Raw genomic sequence first — 21653 nt, forward strand, 5'->3', positions numbered from 1 at the left:
TATTAGCCTTCTACGCGAACTTCTTTCATCACGTCACCGTTAGACATGTTTTTCGCGAATTCTAGACCGCTTGTTACTTTGCCAAATACAGTGTGAACACCGTTTAAATGAGGCTGCGGCTCATGGACGATGAAAAATTGGCTGCCGCCAGTATCTTTTCCTGCGTGTGCCATAGAGAGTGCGCCTGCTTCATGTGTGTGCGGGTTTCCTTCTGTTTCACATTTGATTGTGTATCCGGGACCGCCTGTGCCAGTACCGTGCGGGCATCCGCCTTGGCTGACGAAGCCTGGAATTACTCGGTGGAATGTAAGGCCGTCGTAAAATCCTTCGTTTGCAAGTTTTTCAAAGTTTGCAACTGTACCCGGTGCTGCTTCCGGATAAAGTTCAAATTCAATTTTGTTGCCGTCTTCTAATAAAAAGTAACCTGTTTTCAATTGTATGCCCACTTTCTTTATTTTAATTTTCAAAGGAGAAATTTATGTATCATTATTATGGCTTGTCTCTCCTTGTCGCGGCTATTATACCACACCTTTTTGGGGAAAACGACTCTCCCGGCTTTTCTCCAAAATAAAAATGAAACCTGAACCTCTCTATCTCCGTCTAACCTATCGGAACTGTATTTTCATCATGATTCAGGTCCTCGCAAAGCAGCTTTAACTGCTGCTTGTGAAATGAAGGAGGTCAACTGCTTTGAAAAAAATATGGATTGGAATGCTGGCAGCGGCCGTTTTGCTGCTGACGATTCCGAAAGTCAGTCTCGCGGATGCCGCAGTCGGGGATGTCATCGTGACACTTGGTGCAAATTTGTCAGAATCAGATAAGCAAAAAGTGCTTGATGAAATGAATGTCCCTGATAATGCCACAACCGTGACCGTTACCAATAAGGAAGAACACGAATATTTAGGAAAATATATACCAAGCGCGCAAATTGGCTCAAGAGCGATTTCATCATCGTCTATTACCATTGCCAAAAAAGGCTCCGGATTAAATGTTGAGACACATAATATCAGCGGCATTACGGATGAAATGTACCTCAATGCCTTGATGACAGCCGGCGTTAAGGACGCGAAGGTTTATGTTACCGCTCCGTTTGAAGTGTCCGGTACTGCGGCTTTGACAGGCTTGATTAAAGCATATGAAGTTTCTTCTGACGAAGCGATTTCTGAAGACGTTAAGCAAGTCGCCAACCAAGAGCTTGTGACGACCTCAGAGCTTGGTGACAAAATCGGTGACGAAAATGCGGCTGCGCTGATTGCAAAAATAAAAGAAGAGTTTGCTAAAAACGGTGTGCCTGACAATAAAGCCGATATTGAGAAAAAAGTGGATGATGCGGCTTCCGATTTAAACGTCACACTGACAGACAGCCAAAAGGATCAGCTTGTATCCTTGTTCAATAAGATGAAAAATGTTGATATCGACTGGGGACAGGTCGGTGACCAGCTTGATAAAGCGAAAGATAAGATTAGTAAATTTTTAGACTCAGATGAAGGCAAGAACTTTATCCAGAAAGTCATTGATTTCTTCGTTTCCATCTGGAACGCGATTGTTTCTATATTCAAATAAAAAAAGCGCCGAATTCCCGGCGCTTTTTTCATTGCTTCACACTCGTTTTAAATGGCAGATCCAGTTTTACAATATCCTCGTACGTTTCTCTTTTTACGACTAAATGAGCCTCTCCGTTTTCTACAAATACAACAGCAGGTCTTGGAATTCTATTATAATTATTGGCCATGCTGTAGCCATAAGCGCCTGTACAAAAAACAGCAAGCAGATCTCCTTCTTTTACTTCCGGCAGGTCAATATCCCAAATGAGCATATCTCCGCTTTCACAGCACTTGCCGGCAATCGATACCGTTTTATCGTGCGCTTCTCCGATACGGTTAGCTGTAACAGCTTCATATTTTGCCTGATAGAGAGCCGGACGGATATTGTCGTTCATTCCTCCGTCAACAGCTACATACTGCCGGACACCCGGCACTTCTTTTTGGGAGCCGACTGTATAAAGTGTTGTGCCTGCGTCTCCTACAAGCGAGCGGCCCGGTTCGATCCAAATTTCCGGTATGTCAAATCCATAGCGGGCTGCATTTGTTTTTACAGCTTCGATAATTTTTTCTACATATTCAGTGGCATGAAGCGGTTCATCTTCTTCCGTATAACGAATGCCAAAACCGCCTCCAAGGTTCAGCACCTTTGAAACAAATGAGTAAGCTTCTCTCCATTCGTCAAGTTTTTTGAAGATTTTTTCTGCCGCTAGCACGAAACCGGCTGTATCAAAAATTTGCGAACCGATATGGCAATGAACACCCAGCAGCTGAATGTGTTCTGATTGTAAAACCTGTTCAATCGCCTGTTCAGTTTGTCCGTTATGAAGGTCAAAACCAAACTTTGAATCTTCCTGTCCCGTTGTAATGTAGTCATGTGTATGCGCCTCTACTCCGGGGGTAATCCGCAGGAGAACATCAATTGAGTGCCCAGTTTCTTTGCACAGGTCTTCAAGAATCGAGATTTCATAGAAATTATCAACCACAATGCAGCCGATACGGTGTTCAAGCGCCATCCGCAGCTCATCCCTGCTTTTGTTATTTCCGTGAAAGTGAATGCGCTCCGCCGGAAATCCTGCTGCAACAGCTGTGTAAAGTTCTCCTCCAGACACGACATCTAAGGAAAGCCCTTCTTCCTCGGCAAGCTGAATCATCGCAACAGAAGAGAATGCCTTGCTCGCATACGCGACCTGCGCTGTCAGCCCTGCAGTTATAAATGCCTGCTTAAAGCTTTTAGCACGCTCACGTATTAAAGCCACATCATATACGTAAAGAGGCGTGCCGTATGTTTCAGCTAAATAGAGAGCGTCCACACCTCCGATTTCCAAATGCCCATGTTGATTTTGTCTGCTAGTGCCGTGTAAGAACAATGTCATTCCCTCTTTCTCCGCTTATGGGTGAAAAGGACAGTTTTATGGACTGTCCTTTCATAATTAAGACATACATTATCATACTCTTCAGTCAGTTTCAATGCGATTATGAATTGGTAGGCTGTCTTAAGCGATTTCTTGGGTGAACAATGCTTGGTCTTACTTTCGCACCAGGTTTCGCCGTGCGAATCAGCACCTGCCACAGCGCCTTTCCGTTAAACGGAATGAGCGGCCATAAGTATGGGGTTTGAAGGGATTTTATGCTGGCCATGGCAATAATAAGAACAGTAAATCCTATAACGAGCCCTTTTACATGAAAGAGCGCTACTAATATCATAAGTGTAAGACGGGCCATTTTATTTGCCAGGCTTAATTCATAGCTTGGCGTCGTAAAGGTTCCAATAGCGGCAAGCGAGACATACAGTATGACCTCAGGAGAGAACAGCCCCACATCAATGGCAATTTGCCCGATTAGAACCGCGGCAATTAATCCCATTGCGGTAGATAAAGCGGTCGGTGTGTGAATAGCCGCCATTCTGAGAAACTCAATTCCTAAATCAGCTAAGAAAATCTGCAGAATGATCGGGATGTGCATATCTTTATTCAACCCGATAAATTTTAGATTCTCTGGCAGCAGTTCGGGTTGAAGAACAAAGAGAAACCAGATGGGGAGAAATAAAGTAGAAGCAAGAATGCCGAAAAATCGTACCCATCTTAAAAAGGTTCCCACAGAAGGAGCCTGTCTGTATTCTTCAGCATGCTGAACATGATGGAATAAGGTTGTCGGCGTGATGATCACACTCGGCGATGTATCAACCATAATCACGACATGTCCTTCAAGTACGTGATTGGCCGCCACATCGGGCCTTTCTGTATAACGGACGAGCGGAAACGGGTTGTAGCTTTGTTTGATAATAAACTCTTCGACTGTTTTGTCTGCCATTGTTAATCCGTCGACATCTATGGCAGCAATTTCTTTTTCCACGATGTCAACCAGATCCGGATCTGCAATGTCTTCGATATAACAAATGCTCAGATCCGTTTTTGAACGCTCGCCGACCTTTGTCATCTTGACGCGAAGGCGTTCGTCCCGGATCCGTCTTCTGAGAAGTGCGGTATTGACTACGATATTTTCAACAAATCCGTCTCTGGCGCCTCTGACCACCTTTTCCGTATCCGGTTCTTCCGGATTTCTTCCCGGATAGCTTCTGACATCAATGATAAAAGCAAATCCTGCACCTTCGACAATAACTGCGACTAACCCGGACAGCACCTGGTCGGTGGTTTCATCCAGCGTTTTTACTTTTTCGACCTGGGCGTTGAGCAGCCTGTTTTCAACGATATCGACCAGCTCTTCAGGGTCCTCTTTTCCTGTCCGGTTGTTTATGGCAACAAGCTCTCTCATTAAGTGAATGATAAAGGCAGTGTCACATAATCCATTCAAATAGTACAGCTGAACTTCTCTGTCTAAAATGGTAAGCTTGCGAACACCTACATCATAGCTGATTCCCATTCCGACGCGATTTTTAAAATAAGCTTCATTTTTGTCTGGATTCCGATAAACCCGGATTTTCTCTTCCTGTTTGTCCGGCATGATACCCGCTCCTTTCTAAAATAAACTCGACCGCTTTCATGGTGATTGGCGACCCTTTCGATATATCGTCTTTCCTGCCCATTTTGCCGATATCCCCGATACCAACGATAAGCGGCAGATCAAGTTTATCAAGGCAATAGACCGTATCCCCGTTCATTCTGTGTTCATCGAATTCCCTCTCTCCGATTTTATCCACGCCGTATTCTGTTATCTCTCCATTGCGGTCAATGCTTACGTCAACCCTGGTCCATTCAGCCTGATGGGTTTTCGACGCTACCGCAATCACACCGAGCACTTCAATTGCCGGATGAGTGGCCACATAGGTCAGAGCGGTTTCTCCCGTTCCCTCTCCTTGAAGGCCGGAGTCGTCAAACATGACAAATACAGGGTCATACGGTGCTGATGTAATCAGCCTGACAAGCTCGGCGCCGCTGCGGGTGGAGGGATTGCCTTTTGATTGAGAAATACATCTCCCTCCAACTCTTCTTGCGGCGTATTCAATTGTTTTAGCAGCATACACATCTCCGTCTGTTACCAGTATGACCTTGCGTTTTGTCGTCATCTCGGATTATCCTTTCGGTTTAAAAATAACAGCGACGATAAAGGCGAATAGAATGGCGGCTGAGATACCGGCAGATGTCAGCTCGAATATCCCCATACCGATTCCGATAAATCCGTGTATATGCGCCTGATGCATGGCACCGTGCAGAAGGCTGTGGCCAAAGCTGACAATCGGAACCGTGGCGCCTCCTCCAGCAAACTCAATAAATTTATCGTAAATGCCAAAACCATCTAAAATCGCCCCGATGACGACAAAGGATGTCATGACGTGGGCAGGCGTCAATTTAAATATGTCCAGCAGCAGCTGCCCGACAATACAAATGGCGCCTCCGCAAACAAAAGCCAAAAGATAGTCCACTTAAGATGCACCTCCTGCACGTTCAAATACAACCCCGTGTGCGATGGTCGGAATGGTTTGTTTTTGCTGGATCATAGTCGGGCTTAACAGCGCCCCGGTTGCTACTACAAACACACGGTTTAATTTTCCTTCTTTCAGCTGCTTGAAAATATGTGAGTAGGTTACAACCGCGGAACAAGCGCAGCCGCTTCCTCCGGCAAACACCTGCTGATCTGGTGTATAAATCAGAAGCCCGCAATCATCATGTTTTGTGCCGACCGGATATCCCTCTTCTTTCAAGATATCTTTGACAATAGGAGATCCGACGCCGGAAAGGTCTCCCGTCAGGATCAGATCGTAGTCGTCTGCTGTGCGGTTCATGTCTTGAAAGTGCTGTTTAATAGTATCAGCAGCAGCAGGAGCCATGGCTGATCCCATATCAAACGGGTCTGTAATTCCTAAGTCAGCCACCTTCCCTATAGTTGCACTTGTAATTTGAATATCACTCGGTGTCTGACTGATGACAACCGCACCGCTCCCAGTTACAGTAGATGTCGCAGTATCCGGTTTTTGCCCGCCGTATTCCGTCGGATAGCGGAACTGTCTTTCGGCTGTGGCATTGTGACTGCTTGTAGCAGCAATCGCCCGATTTGCAAATCCGCCGTCGACTAAGGCAGATGCAACAGCAACTGTTTCCATTGATGTTGAGCATGCGCCAAACATGCAAAGAAACGGGATTTTCAGATGCCTTGCCACATAGTTGGCTGTGACATTTTGATTCAACAGATCGCCTGCAAGCAAAAGATCAATATCATCTTTTTTCAAATTGTTTTTTTGCAGCACGGTATTGATGGCGTCCTCCATTAGCTGCCTTTCAGCCATTTCCCAGCTTTTTTGATTACAGTGCATGTCGTCATAGGTTTTATCATATAAAGACCCGAGCGGACCGTCTTTTTCCTTAGGCCCTACTGCTGTTCCCGCTGCATTGACAAATAAGGGATGCTCAAACACCCAGGTTTGCTTTCCTGTTAATTTCATTTCTTTCTCCTCCTATGACATCAGTTTCTCAAAAGCAAACCGAATCATTCCGACGATGTAAGCAGCCACAACACCGAATACGATGACGTTTCCCGCCAGTTTAAACATGTTTGTCGCTACTCCCAATACTAAACCTTCGCTTTTATACTCAAGAGCCGCGCTTGCCATACTGTTGGCAAAGCCGGTGACAGGTACAGCTGATCCTGCGCCTGCAAACTGACCGATTCTGTCATAAATGCCGAATCCGGTGAGCAACGCTGACAATAGGATCAGCGTTGCCGCCGTAGGGTTTCCTGCTGTTTTTTCGTTAAAATCAAAAAAATGGATATAAAAATTCTGCAGACCTTGCCCGATCATGCAGATCAAACCGCCTACAAGAAAGGCTTTTACACAGTTCCATACGTAAGGCGGCTTTGGCTGATATGTTTTTACTTTTGATTTGTAGTTTTCTTTTATATTTGTCATATTGAAACCTCCTTATGAATGATGAATAAAATACAGCCAATGAAATAAAGATCCCGCGATTTTTCCAATGACAATGGCCATTAATAGAATAATGATTTTACTTCTGAGGCCGATTCGTTTAGCCAAGATCGGCAAGACATTTAACACTTCTGTCAGCGCGGCTGCAAGCATCCCGACAAATACTCCGGCCAACAGCCCGACCGGCACGGCAATCCACTTTGATAAAAAGAGATGGTGCATATGCAGTGTTTCCCAGCCCCCGCAAACCGCACCGAGAATAACAGCCGCTTCATAAGCTTGAACAAATCTCATCGTTTTGGTGAGCTGCATCAGACGCGGAATGATTCCCATCACGGTTAAAAAAGCCACGAAACCTGCCCCGACTGTGATGCCTCCGCCGAGCCCGACAAAAATGATGAACAATACACTAACGATCATGCAGGTCCTTTATTGTTTCTTCATTTTCATGCATGGCCACATATTGATCGAGATCAAGCTGATAGTTAAACATTTCAACCTCCAGCGGGCTGGGCTCTTCATTAAGGCGCTTTTTAAAAATGTGGTTAAAAAACACAATCATCCCCAGTCCCAAACCGATGCTGTAAGGGATTTGAAGTAAATATGGATAGTCATTCCGCTCTCCGGTTATGATTTCATATAGCGCAATATGAACATCTCCCATGCTGACATCCTCATGGAAGTTCATGATGGCGAGGCACGATCCGATAAACAGCAGCAGCCAGACACCAATAAAAAGAACGGTTGATATGTGCCGTTTCTGATACTGAATTTCAACAATGGTTTCAGCTCCGCCCACAGTTTGAACATCAAGTGTGGGATCCTGCTGATAAATGGCTTTGAGCACTTTTATGATATCCAGAATTACGATATTTTTATCTTTTTCGCTCACCTGATACAGCGGCATAGCCGACAGTTTCTTTTTCAGCTGATGCTGCCCTTCTATTTGCGCGGCATCCCCGACCGTTATGATATCCCCCGGATGTGCCAAAACGCGGTGGCGAAGCCTGATAAATAGTCGTCGTTCCATCATTGATCACCATCTTTCGGTGGTTATATATGTAGTATGTGGTTCGATTTTGTTCTCATTCATCCGCTTGAAAAGACCATAAATTACCACACTTTTGCAAAACAAAAAGCCAGCCTGCAGTGACAGACTAGCTTTCCGTATGATCCATTTGAACCTTGATCTGCTTTAATATTTTCTTTTCAAGCCTGGATACCTGCACCTGAGATATCCCCAGCCGCTCAGCAACTTCTGACTGCGTCTGATCTTTATAATACCGAAGATAGACGATTAATTTTTCCCTTTCTTCTAAATCGCTTATGGCTTCTTTCAGCGCAATTTTATCAAACCATTTCTCTTCTGAGTTATCGGCGATTTGGTCAAGCAGGGTAATCGGATCTCCGTCATTTTCATAAACTGTCTCATGAATCGAAGACGGAGCTCTTACTGCCTCTTGGGCTAGTACGACATCTTCAGCTTCAATCTCCAAATGTTCGGCGATTTCCTGTACGGTCGGCACCCTGCCCAGTGTTTTTGAAAGTTCATCTTTCGCTCGGCGAATTTTGTTGCCAAGCTCTTTTAATGATCTTGACACCTTGACAGTTCCGTCATCACGGATAAAACGCTGGATTTCGCCGATAATCATCGGCACTGCATATGTCGAGAAGCGCACATCATAGGTTAAATCAAATTTATCAACAGATTTTAACAGCCCGATGCAGCCAATCTGAAAGAGGTCATCAGGCTCATATCCTCTGTTTAAAAACCGCTGTACGACAGACCAAACAAGACGCATGTTTTTTTCTATGAGGAGGTCTCTTGCCTGCTGGTCGCCATCTTGGCTCTGTTTGATTAATTCTTTTACTTCATGGTCCTTCAGCTGAGCGTTCTTACCGTTTTTCTTAACCTCCACATCCATAACAAATCTCCTTAATTACAAAGCGCTTTGCTTTTTGATAAGTGCTTTGTTAAGCGAATCGTCGTCCCCATTTCGGGTGATGAATCGATACTGACATCATCCATGAAATTTTCCATAATGGTAAAGCCCATTCCAGAACGCTCCAGCTCAGGCTTTGTTGTGAATAAAGGCTGCCGGGCTTCTTCCAGATCTGTAATGCCGAGCCCTTCATCACGGATGGTCATATATACGACATGATCTTCCAGCGTCACCGAAATATATACTTTTCCGTCGCCATTTTCTTCGTACCCATGGATGATGGCATTCGTCACCGCTTCTGATACCACGGTTTTGATCTCGGTGAGTTCATCCATGGTCGGGTCAAGCTGTGCAATAAATGAAGCAACTGTCACACGCGCAAACGATTCATTTTGGCTGAGGGCGGAAAATTCAAGGTGCATTTCATTTTTCATGATGCCACCCCCAGTGTGAGCAGTGCCTGCTGCTCAGATTGTTCAAAGCGAATAATTTTAAACAGGCCAGACATATCAAACAGCCGTTTCACTGCCGGAGAGATGGCGCAAACGACCATTTCCCCGCCAATTTGCTTAATTTGTTTGTATCTGCCTAAAATAACGCCAAGCCCCGAGCTGTCCATAAAGGAAAGGTCCTCCAGATTCAGCACGATATGACGAATATCATCCTTTTCCAATGATTCCGTTACTTTTTGTTTCAGCGTTTCAGCCGTATGGTGATCGAGTTCGCCTGTTAATCGAATACAAAGCACTGATTCTTTGACATGCATGTCAATTCCAAGGCTCATGCTCATTCCTCCTTGATATGATCGGATAATGAGTGTTTCGATTTCGCAGGAATGAATTCCTTCACCGTGACAAAACTAGTGATCATTCGGCATAATTACTTAAATTTTGTCCAATCTCCCATTGCCCTCTTTAAAAATGTTAAATATCCAGCTTTTTCCATATCATCTTTGGCGACGACAGGACTTTCAGCAAGCACTTTTCCGTCCTTTTTCAACACCAGCGTGCCAAGCTCTTGGCCCTTTTGAACCGGAGCGCTCACATTGTTGTTCATTTTAATTTCTTTTTTCACATGTTTCATATCCTCGCCTTTTTTCGTCAATACAGAAATCGGCTCAGAAGTGGTGAGTTCTATCACTTTATGTTTGCCTTTTTTGACCTTTGCTTTTGCTACCGTTTCATTTCGTTTGTATAAAGGATGTGTCTCATATTGGCTGAAAGCATAATCAAGCATCTTTGTGACTTGCGCATTTCTATCCTTAGGTGTGCTTGCCCCAAACACAACGGCAATCGCCCGCATGTTCCCTTTTTTAGCCGAAGCGGTCAGGCAGTATTTCGCTTCTCCTGTATAGCCTGTTTTGACGCCGTCTACACCGGGATAAAATTTGATAAGCCTATTTGTATTCACTAACCAAAACTTTTTATCTGTGTTTTCACGTAAATAATCCTCATACGTACCTGTAAACTTGGTGATTGATTCATATTTCAATAATTCCTTAGCCATAATTGCCATGTCATAAGCCGAGCTGTAATGCCCTTCCTCGGTCAAGCCGGTCGGGTTTTTAAAGGATGTATCTTTTAATCCCAGCTCTTTCGCTTTTTTGTTCATTTTTTTCACAAATTCATCCTCGGAGCCTGAAATAAATTCAGCCATCGCTACGGACGCGTCATTTCCTGATGCAATCGCAATGCCCTTCAGCATTTCTGTAACTGTCATTTCCTCCCCGGGCTCAAGAAAAATCTGTGATCCGCCCATTGAAGCAGCATGTTCGCTCGTACGGACCTTATCACTCATCTTGATTTTTCCTTCGTCTAAGGCTTCCATGATTAAAAGCATCGTCATGATTTTTGTCATGCTTGCAGGCGCCAGTCTCTCACGGCTGTTCTTGTTGTAAAGCACTTTTCCTGTATCACGTTCAATCAGCACCGCAGACTTGGCTTCATGAGCAAGCTCCGATGTATGTTTTCCGTCTTGTTTTGCAAATGCGGACGGTGCAAATGTAAGCATCATCATACCAATCAACAAAGTGGATAAAAGACGTTTCATCTCAAAAGCCCTCCATTTCATAATCCTTTTTATTTTTTCCAAGCTGAATGGTTTTATACACCACTGTTGGAAAATGTTTCGGGACTTTTTCGACATAAAAAAAGACAGCTGTTTCAATTAGAAACAGCTGTCTTTTTATCTTTTCTGAATTCCATTTTTATTCATACTTAGCAACTACCGCTTTCACAAGCTGCAAGAATCCGGCTTTCACCTTTTCTGTCACTTCCATGACCTCATCGTGAGATAAAGGCTGATCCAAAATTCCGGCTGCCGCGTTCGAAATACAGGAAATGCCGAGTACGCGGAGACCCGCATGGTTTGCCACAATCACTTCCGGTACGGTAGACATGCCGACTGCATCAGAACCCATTGTTCTTAAAAAGCGCACTTCCGCCGGTGTTTCATAGGAAGGACCTGTCACAGCGGTATACACACCTTTTTGAATTGGAATGTTAAGGTCTTTCGCAATTTTTTCAGCCAGGCTGGAAAGATCTTTATCATAGGCTGAAGACATATCAGGAAATCTGGCGCCGAAATCTGCTTCGTTTGGCCCGATTAATGGGTTTGTCCCCATAAAGTTAATGTGATCTGTAATGATCATTAAGTCTCCCGCACGGAATTCAGTGTTTACGCCCCCTGCCGCATTTGTCACGATCAAAGCCTCGACTCCAAGCGCTTTCATGACGCGAACAGGAAAAGTGACTTTTTCCATTGAATACCCTTCATAGAAATGAAAGCGGCCCTGCATGGCGATGACGGTAACTCCCTCAAGTGTGCCAAGCACAAGCTGTCCGGCGTGTCCCTCAACCGTTGATACCGGGAATTCCGGGATATCCTCATATTTCAGCTTAACAGGATTTTCGATTTCATCAGCCAAAATACCAAGACCTGAGCCTAAAATAAGGCCGATCTTTGGTGATTCAGGCAAATTTTGTTGAATAAAAGCGGCTGCGCGTTCAATTCTGTCTTTCAAGAAACAGTCCCCCTATTGTAATAAAGATAAAAAGCTTTTACCGTATTTCGGTTTTTTTGTTTGGAAGTTATCGGCGATGGTTGCGCCGATATCGGCAAATGTATCTGCGAGCGGCAGCATTTGCGCTTTCTCATGTTTTTTGCTGTATGCAAGAATCGGCACATACTCACGTGTATGGTCTGTTCCGTGATGAATCGGATCATTGCCGTGATCGGCTGTAATGATTAACAGATCATCTTCTTTCATTTGTTCGAATACTTCCGGAAGACGAGCATCAAATTCTTCAAGCGCGCGTCCGTAGCCTTCCGGATCACGGCGATGGCCGTATAAGGCGTCAAAATCAACAAGGTTTGCAAAGCTCAGACCCGTAAAGTCTTCTCCGAGCGTGTCAACCACCTTGTCCATTCCGTCCATATTGGATACCGTTCTGCGGGAAGACGTAATTCCTTCTCCATCATAAATATCAGAAATTTTTCCGATTGAAATGACATCTAAGCCGCTGTCTTTCAATTCATTCATCACAGTGCGGTCAAACGGCTTAAGCGCATAGTCGTGGCGGTTTGGCGTCCGTTTGAAATGTCCCGGTTCGCCGACGAACGGCCGTGCGATAATACGGCCTACCATATATTTCGGATCAAGCGTCAGCTCTCTCGCCGTTTCACAAATGCGGTACAGTTCTTCAAGCGGAACAACTTCTTCGTGAGCGGCAATTTGCAGAACAGAGTCAGCTGAAGTGTACACAATTAAAGCGCCTGTCTCCATATGCTCTTTGCCGAGTTCATCCAAAATAGCTGTGCCAGAAGCCGGCTTGTTTCCGATAATTTTGCGGCCCGATCTTTTCTCAAGCTCCTTAAGCAGTTCATCAGGAAAGCCTTCAGGGAACACTTTAAACGGTTTATCAATGTATAAGCCCATGATCTCCCAATGGCCTGTCATTGTATCTTTGCCGTTTGACGCTTCTTGCATTTTTCCAAAGTACGCGAGCGGCTGTTCTGTTTTTTCAACGCCCTTGATATCACCAATAAGGCCAAGGCCGAGTTTTGCCATATTCGGCATATGTAATCCGTTCATGTGCTCAGCAATATGCCCGAGCGTATTGGCGCCTACGTCGTTAAAGTCGGCGGCATCAGGCGCTTCGCCAATTCCGACTGAATCCATTACGATTAAAAACACGCGATTATATTTGTATGCAGGCATCATAAAAGCCTCCTTTTTTTCTATACGTCTATTGTATCGCCTAGAGGTCTGACAACTCAAGTATAAACCGTTTTCATTCCCGTTGACAATGCATTTGAAAATAATGAGAAACTTCATTATTTTCTGTCTGGCCTAAAGAAAAAAGCCGCAGCCTGCTGCGGCTAGGCACGCGGATGGTACTGCTTGTACACATCCTTCAGCCTTGTTTTTGTCACATGCGTATAGATTTGCGTCGTAGATATATCCACATGGCCGAGCATTTCCTGCACCGCTCTTAAATCAGCCCCGTTTTCAAGCAGATGCGTTGCGAAGGAATGCCTGAGTGTATGCGGGGTGAGCTCTTTTTTGATTCCGGCTTCGAGCGCGATTTTCTTCAGATTTTTCCAAAACCCCTGGCGGCTGATCTGCTTCCCGTGATGATTTAAAAAGAGTGCGTCAGACACTTTGTTCTTCAGCAGTTTCCCCCTGGCTTTCATCATATATTCTTCAATAGCAGAAGCAGCGGTTTCACCGATCGGCACAATCCGCTCTTTCCTCCCTTTTCCGAAACAGCGGACAAACCCCATTGACAAATGGACATCTGTCGTTTTCAATTCAATCATTTCACTGACTCGGATACCTGTGGCATAGAGCAGCTCCAGCATCGCTTTATCCCGATAGCCAAAAGGACTCGTAAGCTTAGGCGTGTCCAACAGCCGCTCAACCTCGTTCAGCGCCAGCACCTTTGGAAGCGTCCGTTCTGTTTTTTGTGTTTCGATATGTACGGAAGGGTCTTTGTCCGTCACCTTTTCCCTAAGCAAAAATTGATGAAAAGAGCGAATCGATGCCAAATGCCGCGCTGATGTCTTTCCGGATTTCCCCGAGTCCTTCAAGTGCTTCAAATATTGGATAATATGTATACGGGTCACATCGTTCCAATTGTTGATATGAAGGGTTTCTGTTAAATAAAGAGAATAGCTTTTCAAGTCACGCTCATAGGAGACCACCGTATTTTGAGAAAGCCCTCTCTCTACCATGACGTAGTGGATGAAATCCTTTATTTGATCTTTCACTCTAGATCTACTCCCCATTTTGGTAAAAAAAGATTAACCGGTCAAACCATCCGCCTTTTTCTTCCGCATCCATTTCAACAACTTTTACGGCAGAGCCTTCCGGTTTATCGTACCGATGATAGTTTTCATACTCTTGATTTACCCATATCATAGCATAATAGAAGAGAGCGGTAAAACCTGTGAACAGAATAAAAACCTTCAATGTATCAACAGCCGTTTTCAGGAATCTTCCCATGTCCCAATCGATCCTTTCTCTATGGTTCCAGTTATTTAAACCATATGCCAAATCAGAAAGGAATTATACGTCGAAACAGCAAAAAACCCTTTCCCCAAGAGAAAAGGTTCGAGCCCGGCATCGTCTATTCAGTTTCTTTTCCGTTACAGCGGTGGCAAATGCCGTGAAACGTCAATCTATGATCTTTGATCTTAAATTTCCAATCACGTTCAATGACTTCTTCTACGTCTTCAAGCAAATCTTCTTCAATTTCATCAACGGCTCCGCACTCCATGCACACCAAGTGGTGATGAAAGTGAGCTGCCCCCTCCTTACGAAGATCGTAACGGGACACGCCGTCTCCAAAGTTAATTTTATCAACGACTTTTAATTCAGTTAGTAATTCAAGCGTACGGTATACTGTTGCGAGACCGATCTCAGGAGATTTCTCTTTTACGAGGAGGTATACATCTTCTGCGCTTAAATGGTCTTCTTCGTTTTCAAGCAGCACTCTTACTGTCGCTTCACGCTGAGGCGTAAGTTTGTAGCTGGATGAGTGCAGCTGTTTCTTAATTCGATCAATACGGTTTTCCATGTCTTTCCCTCCTACGCCGCATTCCATGACTCATTATAACAAAATAAGCGCGGAGTTCCAACTATAATTATTATAAACTGATAAATAAAATGATTTTCTTTTAATAATGTTTTTAAAAAAGTCGCGATGTCAGCTTTTCCATCAAAACAGGCGACATGTATGCTTCAAAGAGAGACGAGATCAGCGCTAAAAATAAAATGATCAGGAGAACAACAGCATATCGCCCGAACCACTGGATCGGCGCATCATGCAGACTTCGTTTGACGAACAGCTGTCTGATCAGCTTTAAAGAAAATGCAATCGCACACGTGCCCATAATGAGGTAAGCCGGAATAAGCAGCACATTTTGCGGCAAAACCGAGACAAAGGATAAGAAAAAACCGCTGATTCCCATCTGGTTGACGAGAAATCCCACAGTAAATCCGACGACAATTCCTTTTAGAAAGATCATAATAAAAATGATCGGCATACCAATCACAGAAATGCCTAAAATCCACATCAGCCCTAAATACTTTACATTATGAAAAATGCTTTGCCAAAACATATCGGATGAGCTGGCCTGCTTTCCGTCTGATAGCTGTCCGAAAAATTGGCTTAAATAATAATATAAATCTTCTTTCTGGCTGATCGTCATGCTGTTGACAATAATAGCGCCAAAAATCACACCCATGAAAAACAGGACAGACACAAATATATAAAGAGAGAGATGATCCTTTACATGCCCGAGAAACATGTCCTTATAAGAAATTTTCCGCATATCGTTTCCTCCCGCCCGCTCTATTGATTTGATTTAATAGATTGTATGAAAGAAACGGAAAAACATGCTCTTTTTCAAAAAGAAACGATAGAGATTGCTAGGCGGCGGTTTCGGGCATAAAAAAATCCCTATCATCAAATGCATTATGATCATAAGGATTTTTGTGTTTATGCTTTCTTTTATTCAATATGTCTTTTATGCTTTTTGTCATTCTTTCATGGGTGCTGAAGGATGGAGAACTGCCTCTTGATAATAAGGCGTCCCGTCCGCTGTTTCTAAGCAGATGCTCCCGTTTTCTTTTCGCTCGGCTTTTTGCCATGCTGATCACTCCCTGTTTCATTTGGTTCATTATAGCAAATGGAACATGTTATTAAAATGTTTTGAATCTGTCAGAAAAAAACAGCACCTGTCGTGCCAGGCGCTGTTTTCATTTTAATGTTTGACCGCTGTAAGAGCTGCGCGTTCAACGGCAGCTGTCACTTCGTGATGGACCTTTGAATCCAGCGGCTGCGGAACCACATCACCTGGCTTTGTGCAGGCTGCAATGGCCTCTGCTGCCGCCACAAGCATATCGTGATTGATCTCCTTGCTTTTGGCATTCAGTGCTCCTCTGAATATACCCGGGAAGCCAAGCACATTATTCACAGACCGCCCGTCAGCTGCATACGCTGCGCCGGCCTGCAAAGCAGCCTCAGGCTCAATTTCCGGCTTCGGATTGGATAATGCCAATATGACCTGACCAGATCGTACAAATTCAGGTTTAATTAAACCAGGAACTCCTGTTGTGGCAATGACAATATCACATGTTTCCATTAACTCTTCGATGCTGGCAGCTGTCTGTCCGCCGTATTGCTCAAGACGACTCATCGCCGCCTCTGATTTGTCTGTTCCACATACAGCTTTGACGCCGTAAGCCATAAACATCCGGCAGATGGCTACGCCCGCTGCGCCGAGGCCGATCTGCCCCACTTTTGCTTCTTTCAAGTCAACGCCCGCGCTTTTACATGCCGAAATGGCAGCTGCCAGCGTAACGACAGCTGTCCCATGCTGATCATCGTGCATGACAGGGATACTGAGCTCCTCTTTTAGGCGATCTTCAATTTCGAAGCAATGCGGTGACCCGATATCCTCAAGCAGGATGCCGTTAAATCCTGGTGAAATATGTTTTACCGTATTGATGATTTCTTCAGGATCACTTGTATCCAGCAAAATCGGGATACCGCTGATTCCTGCCAGCTGATCAAACAGCGCTGCCTTTCCTTCCATAACAGGCATTCCCGCCACAGAGCCGATATTACCAAGGCCAAGAATCGCTGTTCCATCGGTTACAATTGCGACCGAGTTGCTGATTGTTGTATAGATATCAGCCTTCTGAGGTTCTTTCTCGATCAGTCTGCAGACGTCTGCTACACCTGGGGTATAGACGCGCCCGAGCTCTGCCAGCGAACGGATTGGCATTTTGCTTTTCATTTGGATTTTTCCGCCTTCATGAGCAGACAGGACTTCATCAGATACCGTGTGAAGCCTGATCCCTTCGCCAAGAGCCTGAACAGCCATGATCACTTCCTGAAGCTGTTCTTCATTTTCCACTTGTACAGTAATATTGCGCATCGTGTAATTGGGTCCGACTTTTACCGTCTCCACATCACCAATGTCTCCGCCCAGAAGGCCGATTGCTGTAGCCACTCTTCCGAGATTTCCGGGAACCGAAGGCGTTTCTATCATCAGTGTCCGAATCATGTGTTTCGCTATCATTCAGTGATCCTCCCCTTAGCCTAGTTTTTCAGCTTGAGCTGTATCGTTTTTCGTATACCATATACATTTTCCTGTATAACCATAGATAATGGCAAGACCTATTGCGACAAAACTGAGCCACATAAACGGCAGATAAGAGAAGGTAGAAACTCCTAAAATTCCGGCCATGTAAATGCCGTTATCAGACCAAGGAACCATACCTGAAGTCAATGTTCCTCCGACCTCTGAATTACGGGAGAGAACTCTTCTGTCCAGATGCAAACGGTCATAGCTGTCTTCCATAATCTTCGGTGTCAAAATAAGAGATACATACATGGCACACCCGAAGATGTTCGCCAAAAATGCTACAATCAGCGTAGATAATGTCACATTGCCCGCTGATGTCAATTTCTTTTCAAACAATGAAACAATGACTTTTAACACACCTAGCTTCTCAAGCAACCCGCCAAAACCGAGACCAAAGATAATCACGACGAGAGACCCGAGCATGCCTACGATGCCTCCGCGGTTTAAGAGGCCGTTTAAAAATTCAACATCTGTTTTAATAGAGAACCCGTTGTAGGCTGTTGCAATCGCATCCGCGAAATTCATGCCTTGGAAAACAGCAGCCCAGACAGCGCCAAGCAATGCACCAATTACGATAACCGGCATAGATGGCTTTTTCATCGCTAATAAGACGATAACGATTACAGCCGGGATCAGCATCCAAATATGAATGTCAAATGTATTCTGCAATGAAGATTTCAAAAATTCAACTTTGTCGAGGTCAATATTTTTCCCGCCGTACATAAATCCAACAGCTGTAAAGAGAATAGCCGTAATCACATATGCTGGTATTGATAAATAAAGCATCGCTCTGACGTGGTCCAATACATCCACTTTTGATAATGAAGAAGCCAGGACTGTACTGTCAGACAGAGGAGACAGCTTGTCCCCGAAATAAGCTCCGGAAAGAATGGCTCCCGCTACAAGAGGAAGCGGGATTCCGAGGCCTTCACCAATTGCGATCATGGCGATGCCGGCTGTTCCAACTGTTCCCCATGACGTTCCCGTTGCCACAGACATAATAGAACAAATAATTAACGTTGCGAGTAAAAAGATACTAGGGTGAATAAATTCTAATCCATAATAAATCAAAGTCGGCACCACGCCTCCGGCGATCCATGTTCCGATGAGCGCTCCGACTGAAACGAGAATCAGAACGGCTTCGAGACCGTTTGATATTCCGCTAAGAATCGCATTCTGCAAATCTTTATAAGAATGACCGAGTCTGATTCCGAGAATCATTGCAATAAACCAGGAAATAAAAAGCGCAAGCTGTATCGGCAAGTCCAAAAAGACTGTAAACGACATGACAAGTGCCAAAAATACTCCTAGTACGATAATAATTTCAAATAGTGTTGGCAATCTTACATCCTTCAAAAGAAGTCCCCCTTAATGAAAAAGCTAAAACGCTTTCAATAAATAGTGCAACACGTATACTATACTTCCTCATCCCTATGCTTGTAAACAGCTTATTCACCGGCTATTCAGGGGTGAATAAGCTGTATTTTGTTTAAATTTTATTTTTCTAATAGCTCTTTTCCAGCAATCCCTGGCTTTGTCATCTCGTATGGATTTAAAATGATATCCAGTTCTTCTTCTGTCAGCACATCATGCTGAAGGCAAAGATCACGTACGGACTGGCCTGTCATAATCGCTTCCCTGGCGATTCGGGCAGCCGCTTCATAGCCAAGATGCGGATTCACAGCGGTAATAACGCCAGCGCTTTTTTCTACGTATTGTTTCAAGCGTTTTTCATTAGCTTCGATGCCTTTTAAGCAATAGTCAGTGAAGGAACGGAAACCATTGTTCATAATGCTGATTGATTGCAGCAGATTAAAGACGAGCACTGGCTCCATAACGTTTAACTCAAGCTGACCTGCTTCTGAAGCTAGGCAGATGGTATTATCGTTTCCAATCACCTGGAACGCAATTTGGTTAATGAGCTCCGCCATAACCGGATTGACTTTACCCGGCATGATGGAAGATCCCGGCTGGCGGGCAGGCAGAGAGATCTCTGCAAGTCCGGCGCGCGGTCCCGATGCCATTAAACGAAGGTCGTTTGCGATCTTCGACATGTTCATCATGCAGACTTTTAATGATGCAGAAACTTCTGTGTAAGCATCTGTATTTTGCGTTGCATCGACAAGATGGTCAGCGCCGACAAGAGGCAGTCCGCTAATATCAGCAAGGTGTTTAACGACTTGTTTGATATATTCCGGATCGGCGTTCAGTCCAGTGCCGACAGCAGTAGCGCCCATGTTGACTTCATACAGGTGCTGCCGGGATTGTTTAATGCGTTTAATATCACGCTCAAGAACACGGCTGTATGCTTCAAATTCCTGGCCGAGACGAATCGGAACAGCGTCTTGGAGGTGAGTCCGTCCCATTTTAATGACAGAATCAAATTCCTGTGCTTTTTGTTTAAACACACCATGCATGTCTTCCATTGTCTTAAGCAGTTTTTCCAGCAGATTCAGTGTGGATATATGAATGGCTGTCGGAAATACATCGTTTGTTGACTGAGACATATTAACGTGTGTGTTAGGGCTTAAATGGATGTATTCTCCCTTTTTATGACCCATGATTTCGAGCGCGCGGTTTCCGATGACCTCGTTCGCATTCATGTTCATGGATGTACCAGCGCCGCCTTGAATCGGATCGACGATAAACTGGTCGTGCCACTTGCCTTCCAGAATCTCGTCAGCGGCTTGTACGATAGCTTGGCCAATTCCTTCATACAGCCGTTTTACATCCATGTTTGCAAGAGCGGCAGCTTTTTTTACAATCGCCAGCGCGTTAATCATTTCTTCATGGATTTTATATCCCGTAATCGGAAAGTTTTCTGAAGCACGCAGCGTTTGGATGCCGTAATAGACATCTGCTTCAATTTGTTTTTCTCCAAGGAAATCTTTTTCCACGCGGTATTCTTTTTGGCCGTTTAACATAATCTTTAACCTACTTTCTCTATAATGGTTATAGTTTTAGCTTTTTTACAGGACAACGTCATCGGCAATCGGTGTTTCCATAATTCTTTTCACGACCGGCAGATCTGAGGATTGGCCGAGTGCCCACATTAATTTAGGAACGATTGCTTCAGTGTTCATGTTTCTAGAGCGGATAATCAAGTCCTGATTGACTCTGCGGCCGACTTCGTAAATACTCATATCTTCGCCTTCTTCCAAGCATTGAGTCGTAATGACGACAACGATGCCGCTTTCAATCAGCTCATTTACTTTGGACAAAATGTCTCTGCCTTCAAACGGAACGCCTCCGCTGCCATAACTTTCGATGACAATTCCTTTGTACATGCTTTTCAGAGCGTCCAGCATTTCCGGCTTTAAGCCCGGATGCAGCTTAAGCAGACAAACATCTGTGCATAGTGACGTATCAACCGTGAAGGAGTCGTTCTCAGGTTCCGTTACTTGTTTGTTGTATTCAATCCCGTCTTCTGTAATAAAAGCGATATATGGATAATTGATGCTTTCAAACGCGTCATAGCTTTTCGTTCTTAACTTGATCGCACGTGTTCCTTGAATGACTCTGCCGTCAAACACAACATAAACCCCACCTACGCCTTCACAGGCAAAGCGAATGGCATCTGTAATATTTTTTTTGGCGTCTGTCTTTTGAAAGGTAATCGGAATTTGCGAGCCTGTAATCACAATCGGCTTTTTAGCATACTGCAGCATATAAGATAATGCGGCAGATGTATAGGCCATTGTATCTGTACCATGGGTAATAACAAACCCGTCATAGGCATCATAATTTTCCTTAACGGCTTCCGCTATCTCCACCCAGTATTCAGGCTGCATATTGGTGCTGTCTATATTCATAAGCGATTGGGTTTCCATCGTGTAATCGTTATCAAGTTTTGATACGTAACTTAACAACTCGTCAGCCTTCACCCCCGGGGCAAGCCCGTTTTCCCCTTCAACTGAAGCGATCGTTCCCCCAGTTGTCAACATCAATAATTTTTTCATACCATACACCTCTTCACTATATCTAAAGATGGGTTTGCGAGAAGGCATTCGCTTTTCGCATACTTTTAATGCAATTATAGACACGGAAAATAAAATACGCAAGACATTATTATTCAATTCGCGTACACTTCCGAATACCTATATGATATAATCAGCTCAAGTTGAAAAA

Annotated in this window: 25 protein-coding genes; 1 reads left to right on the top strand and 24 read right to left on the bottom strand. The window is 44.4% G+C overall.

The genetic code is table 11. The annotated features are described in order from the left end of the window. Nucleotides 1–2: 2 nt before the first annotated feature. A complete protein-coding gene (locus WA325_RS03420; protein WP_003223931.1) occupies nucleotides 3–434 on the bottom strand; it encodes a peptidylprolyl isomerase in 432 nt (143 codons plus the stop codon). A 256-nt stretch (nucleotides 435–690) separates the two neighbouring features. Here WA325_RS03420 and WA325_RS03425 point away from each other — a divergent pair, with 256 nt between their 5' ends. Continuing rightward, nucleotides 691–1563: a DUF1002 domain-containing protein gene (locus WA325_RS03425; RefSeq protein WP_059336647.1), complete on the top strand. Its 873-nt coding sequence runs from the start codon at nucleotides 691–693 to the stop codon at nucleotides 1561–1563. 28 nt (nucleotides 1564–1591) lie between these two features. Here WA325_RS03425 and lysA read toward each other — a convergent pair whose 3' ends face one another. From lysA to ansA, 23 genes are all read right to left on the bottom strand, one after another. Further along, nucleotides 1592–2911 carry a diaminopimelate decarboxylase gene (gene lysA / locus WA325_RS03430; protein WP_105991771.1) on the bottom strand — a complete coding sequence of 440 codons (1320 nt, stop codon included), beginning with the start codon at nucleotides 2909–2911 and terminating at the stop codon, nucleotides 1592–1594. Nucleotides 2912–3017: 106 nt separating this feature from the next. Beyond that, the gene (gene spoVAF / locus WA325_RS03435) at nucleotides 3018–4505 is read right to left on the bottom strand and encodes a spore germination protein SpoVAF (RefSeq protein WP_059293666.1); all 1488 of its coding nucleotides are present in this window, start codon (nucleotides 4503–4505) and stop codon (nucleotides 3018–3020) included. Further along, a complete protein-coding gene (locus tag WA325_RS03440) occupies nucleotides 4450–5067 on the bottom strand; it encodes a stage V sporulation protein AE (protein WP_336183199.1) in 618 nt (205 codons plus the stop codon). Before WA325_RS03440 ends, spoVAF begins: the two co-directional genes overlap by 56 nt. A gap of 6 nt (nucleotides 5068–5073) precedes the next feature. Continuing rightward, nucleotides 5074–5424: a stage V sporulation protein AE gene (gene spoVAE, locus WA325_RS03445; RefSeq protein WP_003230467.1), complete on the bottom strand. Its 351-nt coding sequence runs from the start codon at nucleotides 5422–5424 to the stop codon at nucleotides 5074–5076. Further along, a complete protein-coding gene (spoVAD, locus tag WA325_RS03450) occupies nucleotides 5425–6441 on the bottom strand; it encodes a stage V sporulation protein AD (protein ID WP_024121921.1) in 1017 nt (338 codons plus the stop codon). Nucleotides 6442–6453: 12 nt separating this feature from the next. Next, complete coding sequence (spoVAC, locus tag WA325_RS03455) at nucleotides 6454–6906, bottom strand: stage V sporulation protein AC (RefSeq protein ID WP_024121922.1); 453 nt, start codon at nucleotides 6904–6906, stop codon at nucleotides 6454–6456. 12 nt (nucleotides 6907–6918) lie between these two features. Continuing rightward, nucleotides 6919–7344: a stage V sporulation protein SpoVAB gene (gene spoVAB, locus WA325_RS03460; protein WP_024121923.1), complete on the bottom strand. Its 426-nt coding sequence runs from the start codon at nucleotides 7342–7344 to the stop codon at nucleotides 6919–6921. After that, nucleotides 7334–7954 (bottom strand): stage V sporulation protein SpoVAA, encoded by a 621-nt coding sequence (spoVAA, locus tag WA325_RS03465; RefSeq protein WP_044154790.1) that lies wholly within the window; start codon nucleotides 7952–7954, stop codon nucleotides 7334–7336. Before spoVAA ends, spoVAB begins: the two co-directional genes overlap by 11 nt. Nucleotides 7955–8081: 127 nt before the next feature. Continuing rightward, nucleotides 8082–8849: an RNA polymerase sporulation sigma factor SigF gene (sigF, locus tag WA325_RS03470; protein WP_024121925.1), complete on the bottom strand. Its 768-nt coding sequence runs from the start codon at nucleotides 8847–8849 to the stop codon at nucleotides 8082–8084. 11 nt (nucleotides 8850–8860) lie between these two features. Continuing rightward, nucleotides 8861–9301 (bottom strand): anti-sigma F factor, encoded by a 441-nt coding sequence (spoIIAB, locus tag WA325_RS03475; protein WP_010334803.1) that lies wholly within the window; start codon nucleotides 9299–9301, stop codon nucleotides 8861–8863. Continuing rightward, complete coding sequence (gene spoIIAA, locus WA325_RS03480; RefSeq protein ID WP_010334804.1) at nucleotides 9298–9651, bottom strand: anti-sigma F factor antagonist; 354 nt, start codon at nucleotides 9649–9651, stop codon at nucleotides 9298–9300. The genes spoIIAB and spoIIAA overlap by 4 nt, the downstream gene beginning before the upstream one ends. A gap of 95 nt (nucleotides 9652–9746) precedes the next feature. Next, a complete protein-coding gene (locus tag WA325_RS03485) occupies nucleotides 9747–10916 on the bottom strand; it encodes a D-alanyl-D-alanine carboxypeptidase family protein (protein WP_105954910.1) in 1170 nt (389 codons plus the stop codon). Between the two features lie 157 nt (nucleotides 10917–11073). Then, nucleotides 11074–11889: a purine nucleoside phosphorylase I, inosine and guanosine-specific gene (locus tag WA325_RS03490; protein WP_105954909.1), complete on the bottom strand. Its 816-nt coding sequence runs from the start codon at nucleotides 11887–11889 to the stop codon at nucleotides 11074–11076. Between the two features lie 12 nt (nucleotides 11890–11901). Then, complete coding sequence (gene deoB / locus WA325_RS03495; protein WP_105954908.1) at nucleotides 11902–13086, bottom strand: phosphopentomutase; 1185 nt, start codon at nucleotides 13084–13086, stop codon at nucleotides 11902–11904. Between the two features lie 161 nt (nucleotides 13087–13247). Continuing rightward, nucleotides 13248–14138: a site-specific tyrosine recombinase XerD gene (gene xerD / locus WA325_RS03500; protein ID WP_105954907.1), complete on the bottom strand. Its 891-nt coding sequence runs from the start codon at nucleotides 14136–14138 to the stop codon at nucleotides 13248–13250. Between the two features lie 7 nt (nucleotides 14139–14145). Beyond that, complete coding sequence (locus WA325_RS03505) at nucleotides 14146–14373, bottom strand: YqzK family protein (protein WP_010334808.1); 228 nt, start codon at nucleotides 14371–14373, stop codon at nucleotides 14146–14148. 124 nt (nucleotides 14374–14497) lie between these two features. Further along, nucleotides 14498–14947, bottom strand: coding sequence for a ferric iron uptake transcriptional regulator (gene fur / locus WA325_RS03510; RefSeq protein ID WP_024121932.1), 450 nt, complete (start codon nucleotides 14945–14947; stop codon nucleotides 14498–14500). A gap of 112 nt (nucleotides 14948–15059) precedes the next feature. After that, nucleotides 15060–15704 carry a stage II sporulation protein M gene (gene spoIIM / locus WA325_RS03515; protein WP_024121933.1) on the bottom strand — a complete coding sequence of 215 codons (645 nt, stop codon included), beginning with the start codon at nucleotides 15702–15704 and terminating at the stop codon, nucleotides 15060–15062. 97 nt (nucleotides 15705–15801) lie between these two features. After that, nucleotides 15802–16023 (bottom strand): hypothetical protein, encoded by a 222-nt coding sequence (locus WA325_RS03520; RefSeq protein WP_105954906.1) that lies wholly within the window; start codon nucleotides 16021–16023, stop codon nucleotides 15802–15804. 113 nt (nucleotides 16024–16136) lie between these two features. After that, the gene (locus WA325_RS03525; RefSeq protein WP_105954905.1) at nucleotides 16137–17459 is read right to left on the bottom strand and encodes an NAD-dependent malic enzyme; all 1323 of its coding nucleotides are present in this window, start codon (nucleotides 17457–17459) and stop codon (nucleotides 16137–16139) included. Nucleotides 17460–17474: 15 nt separating this feature from the next. Beyond that, nucleotides 17475–18881, bottom strand: coding sequence for a malate-H+/Na+-lactate antiporter MleN (mleN, locus tag WA325_RS03530; RefSeq protein ID WP_105954904.1), 1407 nt, complete (start codon nucleotides 18879–18881; stop codon nucleotides 17475–17477). Between the two features lie 140 nt (nucleotides 18882–19021). Continuing rightward, nucleotides 19022–20449, bottom strand: coding sequence for an aspartate ammonia-lyase (gene aspA / locus WA325_RS03535; protein ID WP_010334814.1), 1428 nt, complete (start codon nucleotides 20447–20449; stop codon nucleotides 19022–19024). 45 nt (nucleotides 20450–20494) lie between these two features. Further along, on the bottom strand, nucleotides 20495–21484 hold the full coding sequence (gene ansA, locus WA325_RS03540; protein ID WP_105954902.1) for an asparaginase: 990 nt from the start codon (nucleotides 21482–21484) through the stop codon (nucleotides 20495–20497). Nucleotides 21485–21653: the final 169 nt, after the last annotated feature.

The organism is Bacillus sp. 205(2023), from assembly GCF_037027485.1.
GTDB classification, from domain to species: Bacteria; Bacillota; Bacilli; order Bacillales; family Bacillaceae; genus Bacillus; species Bacillus halotolerans.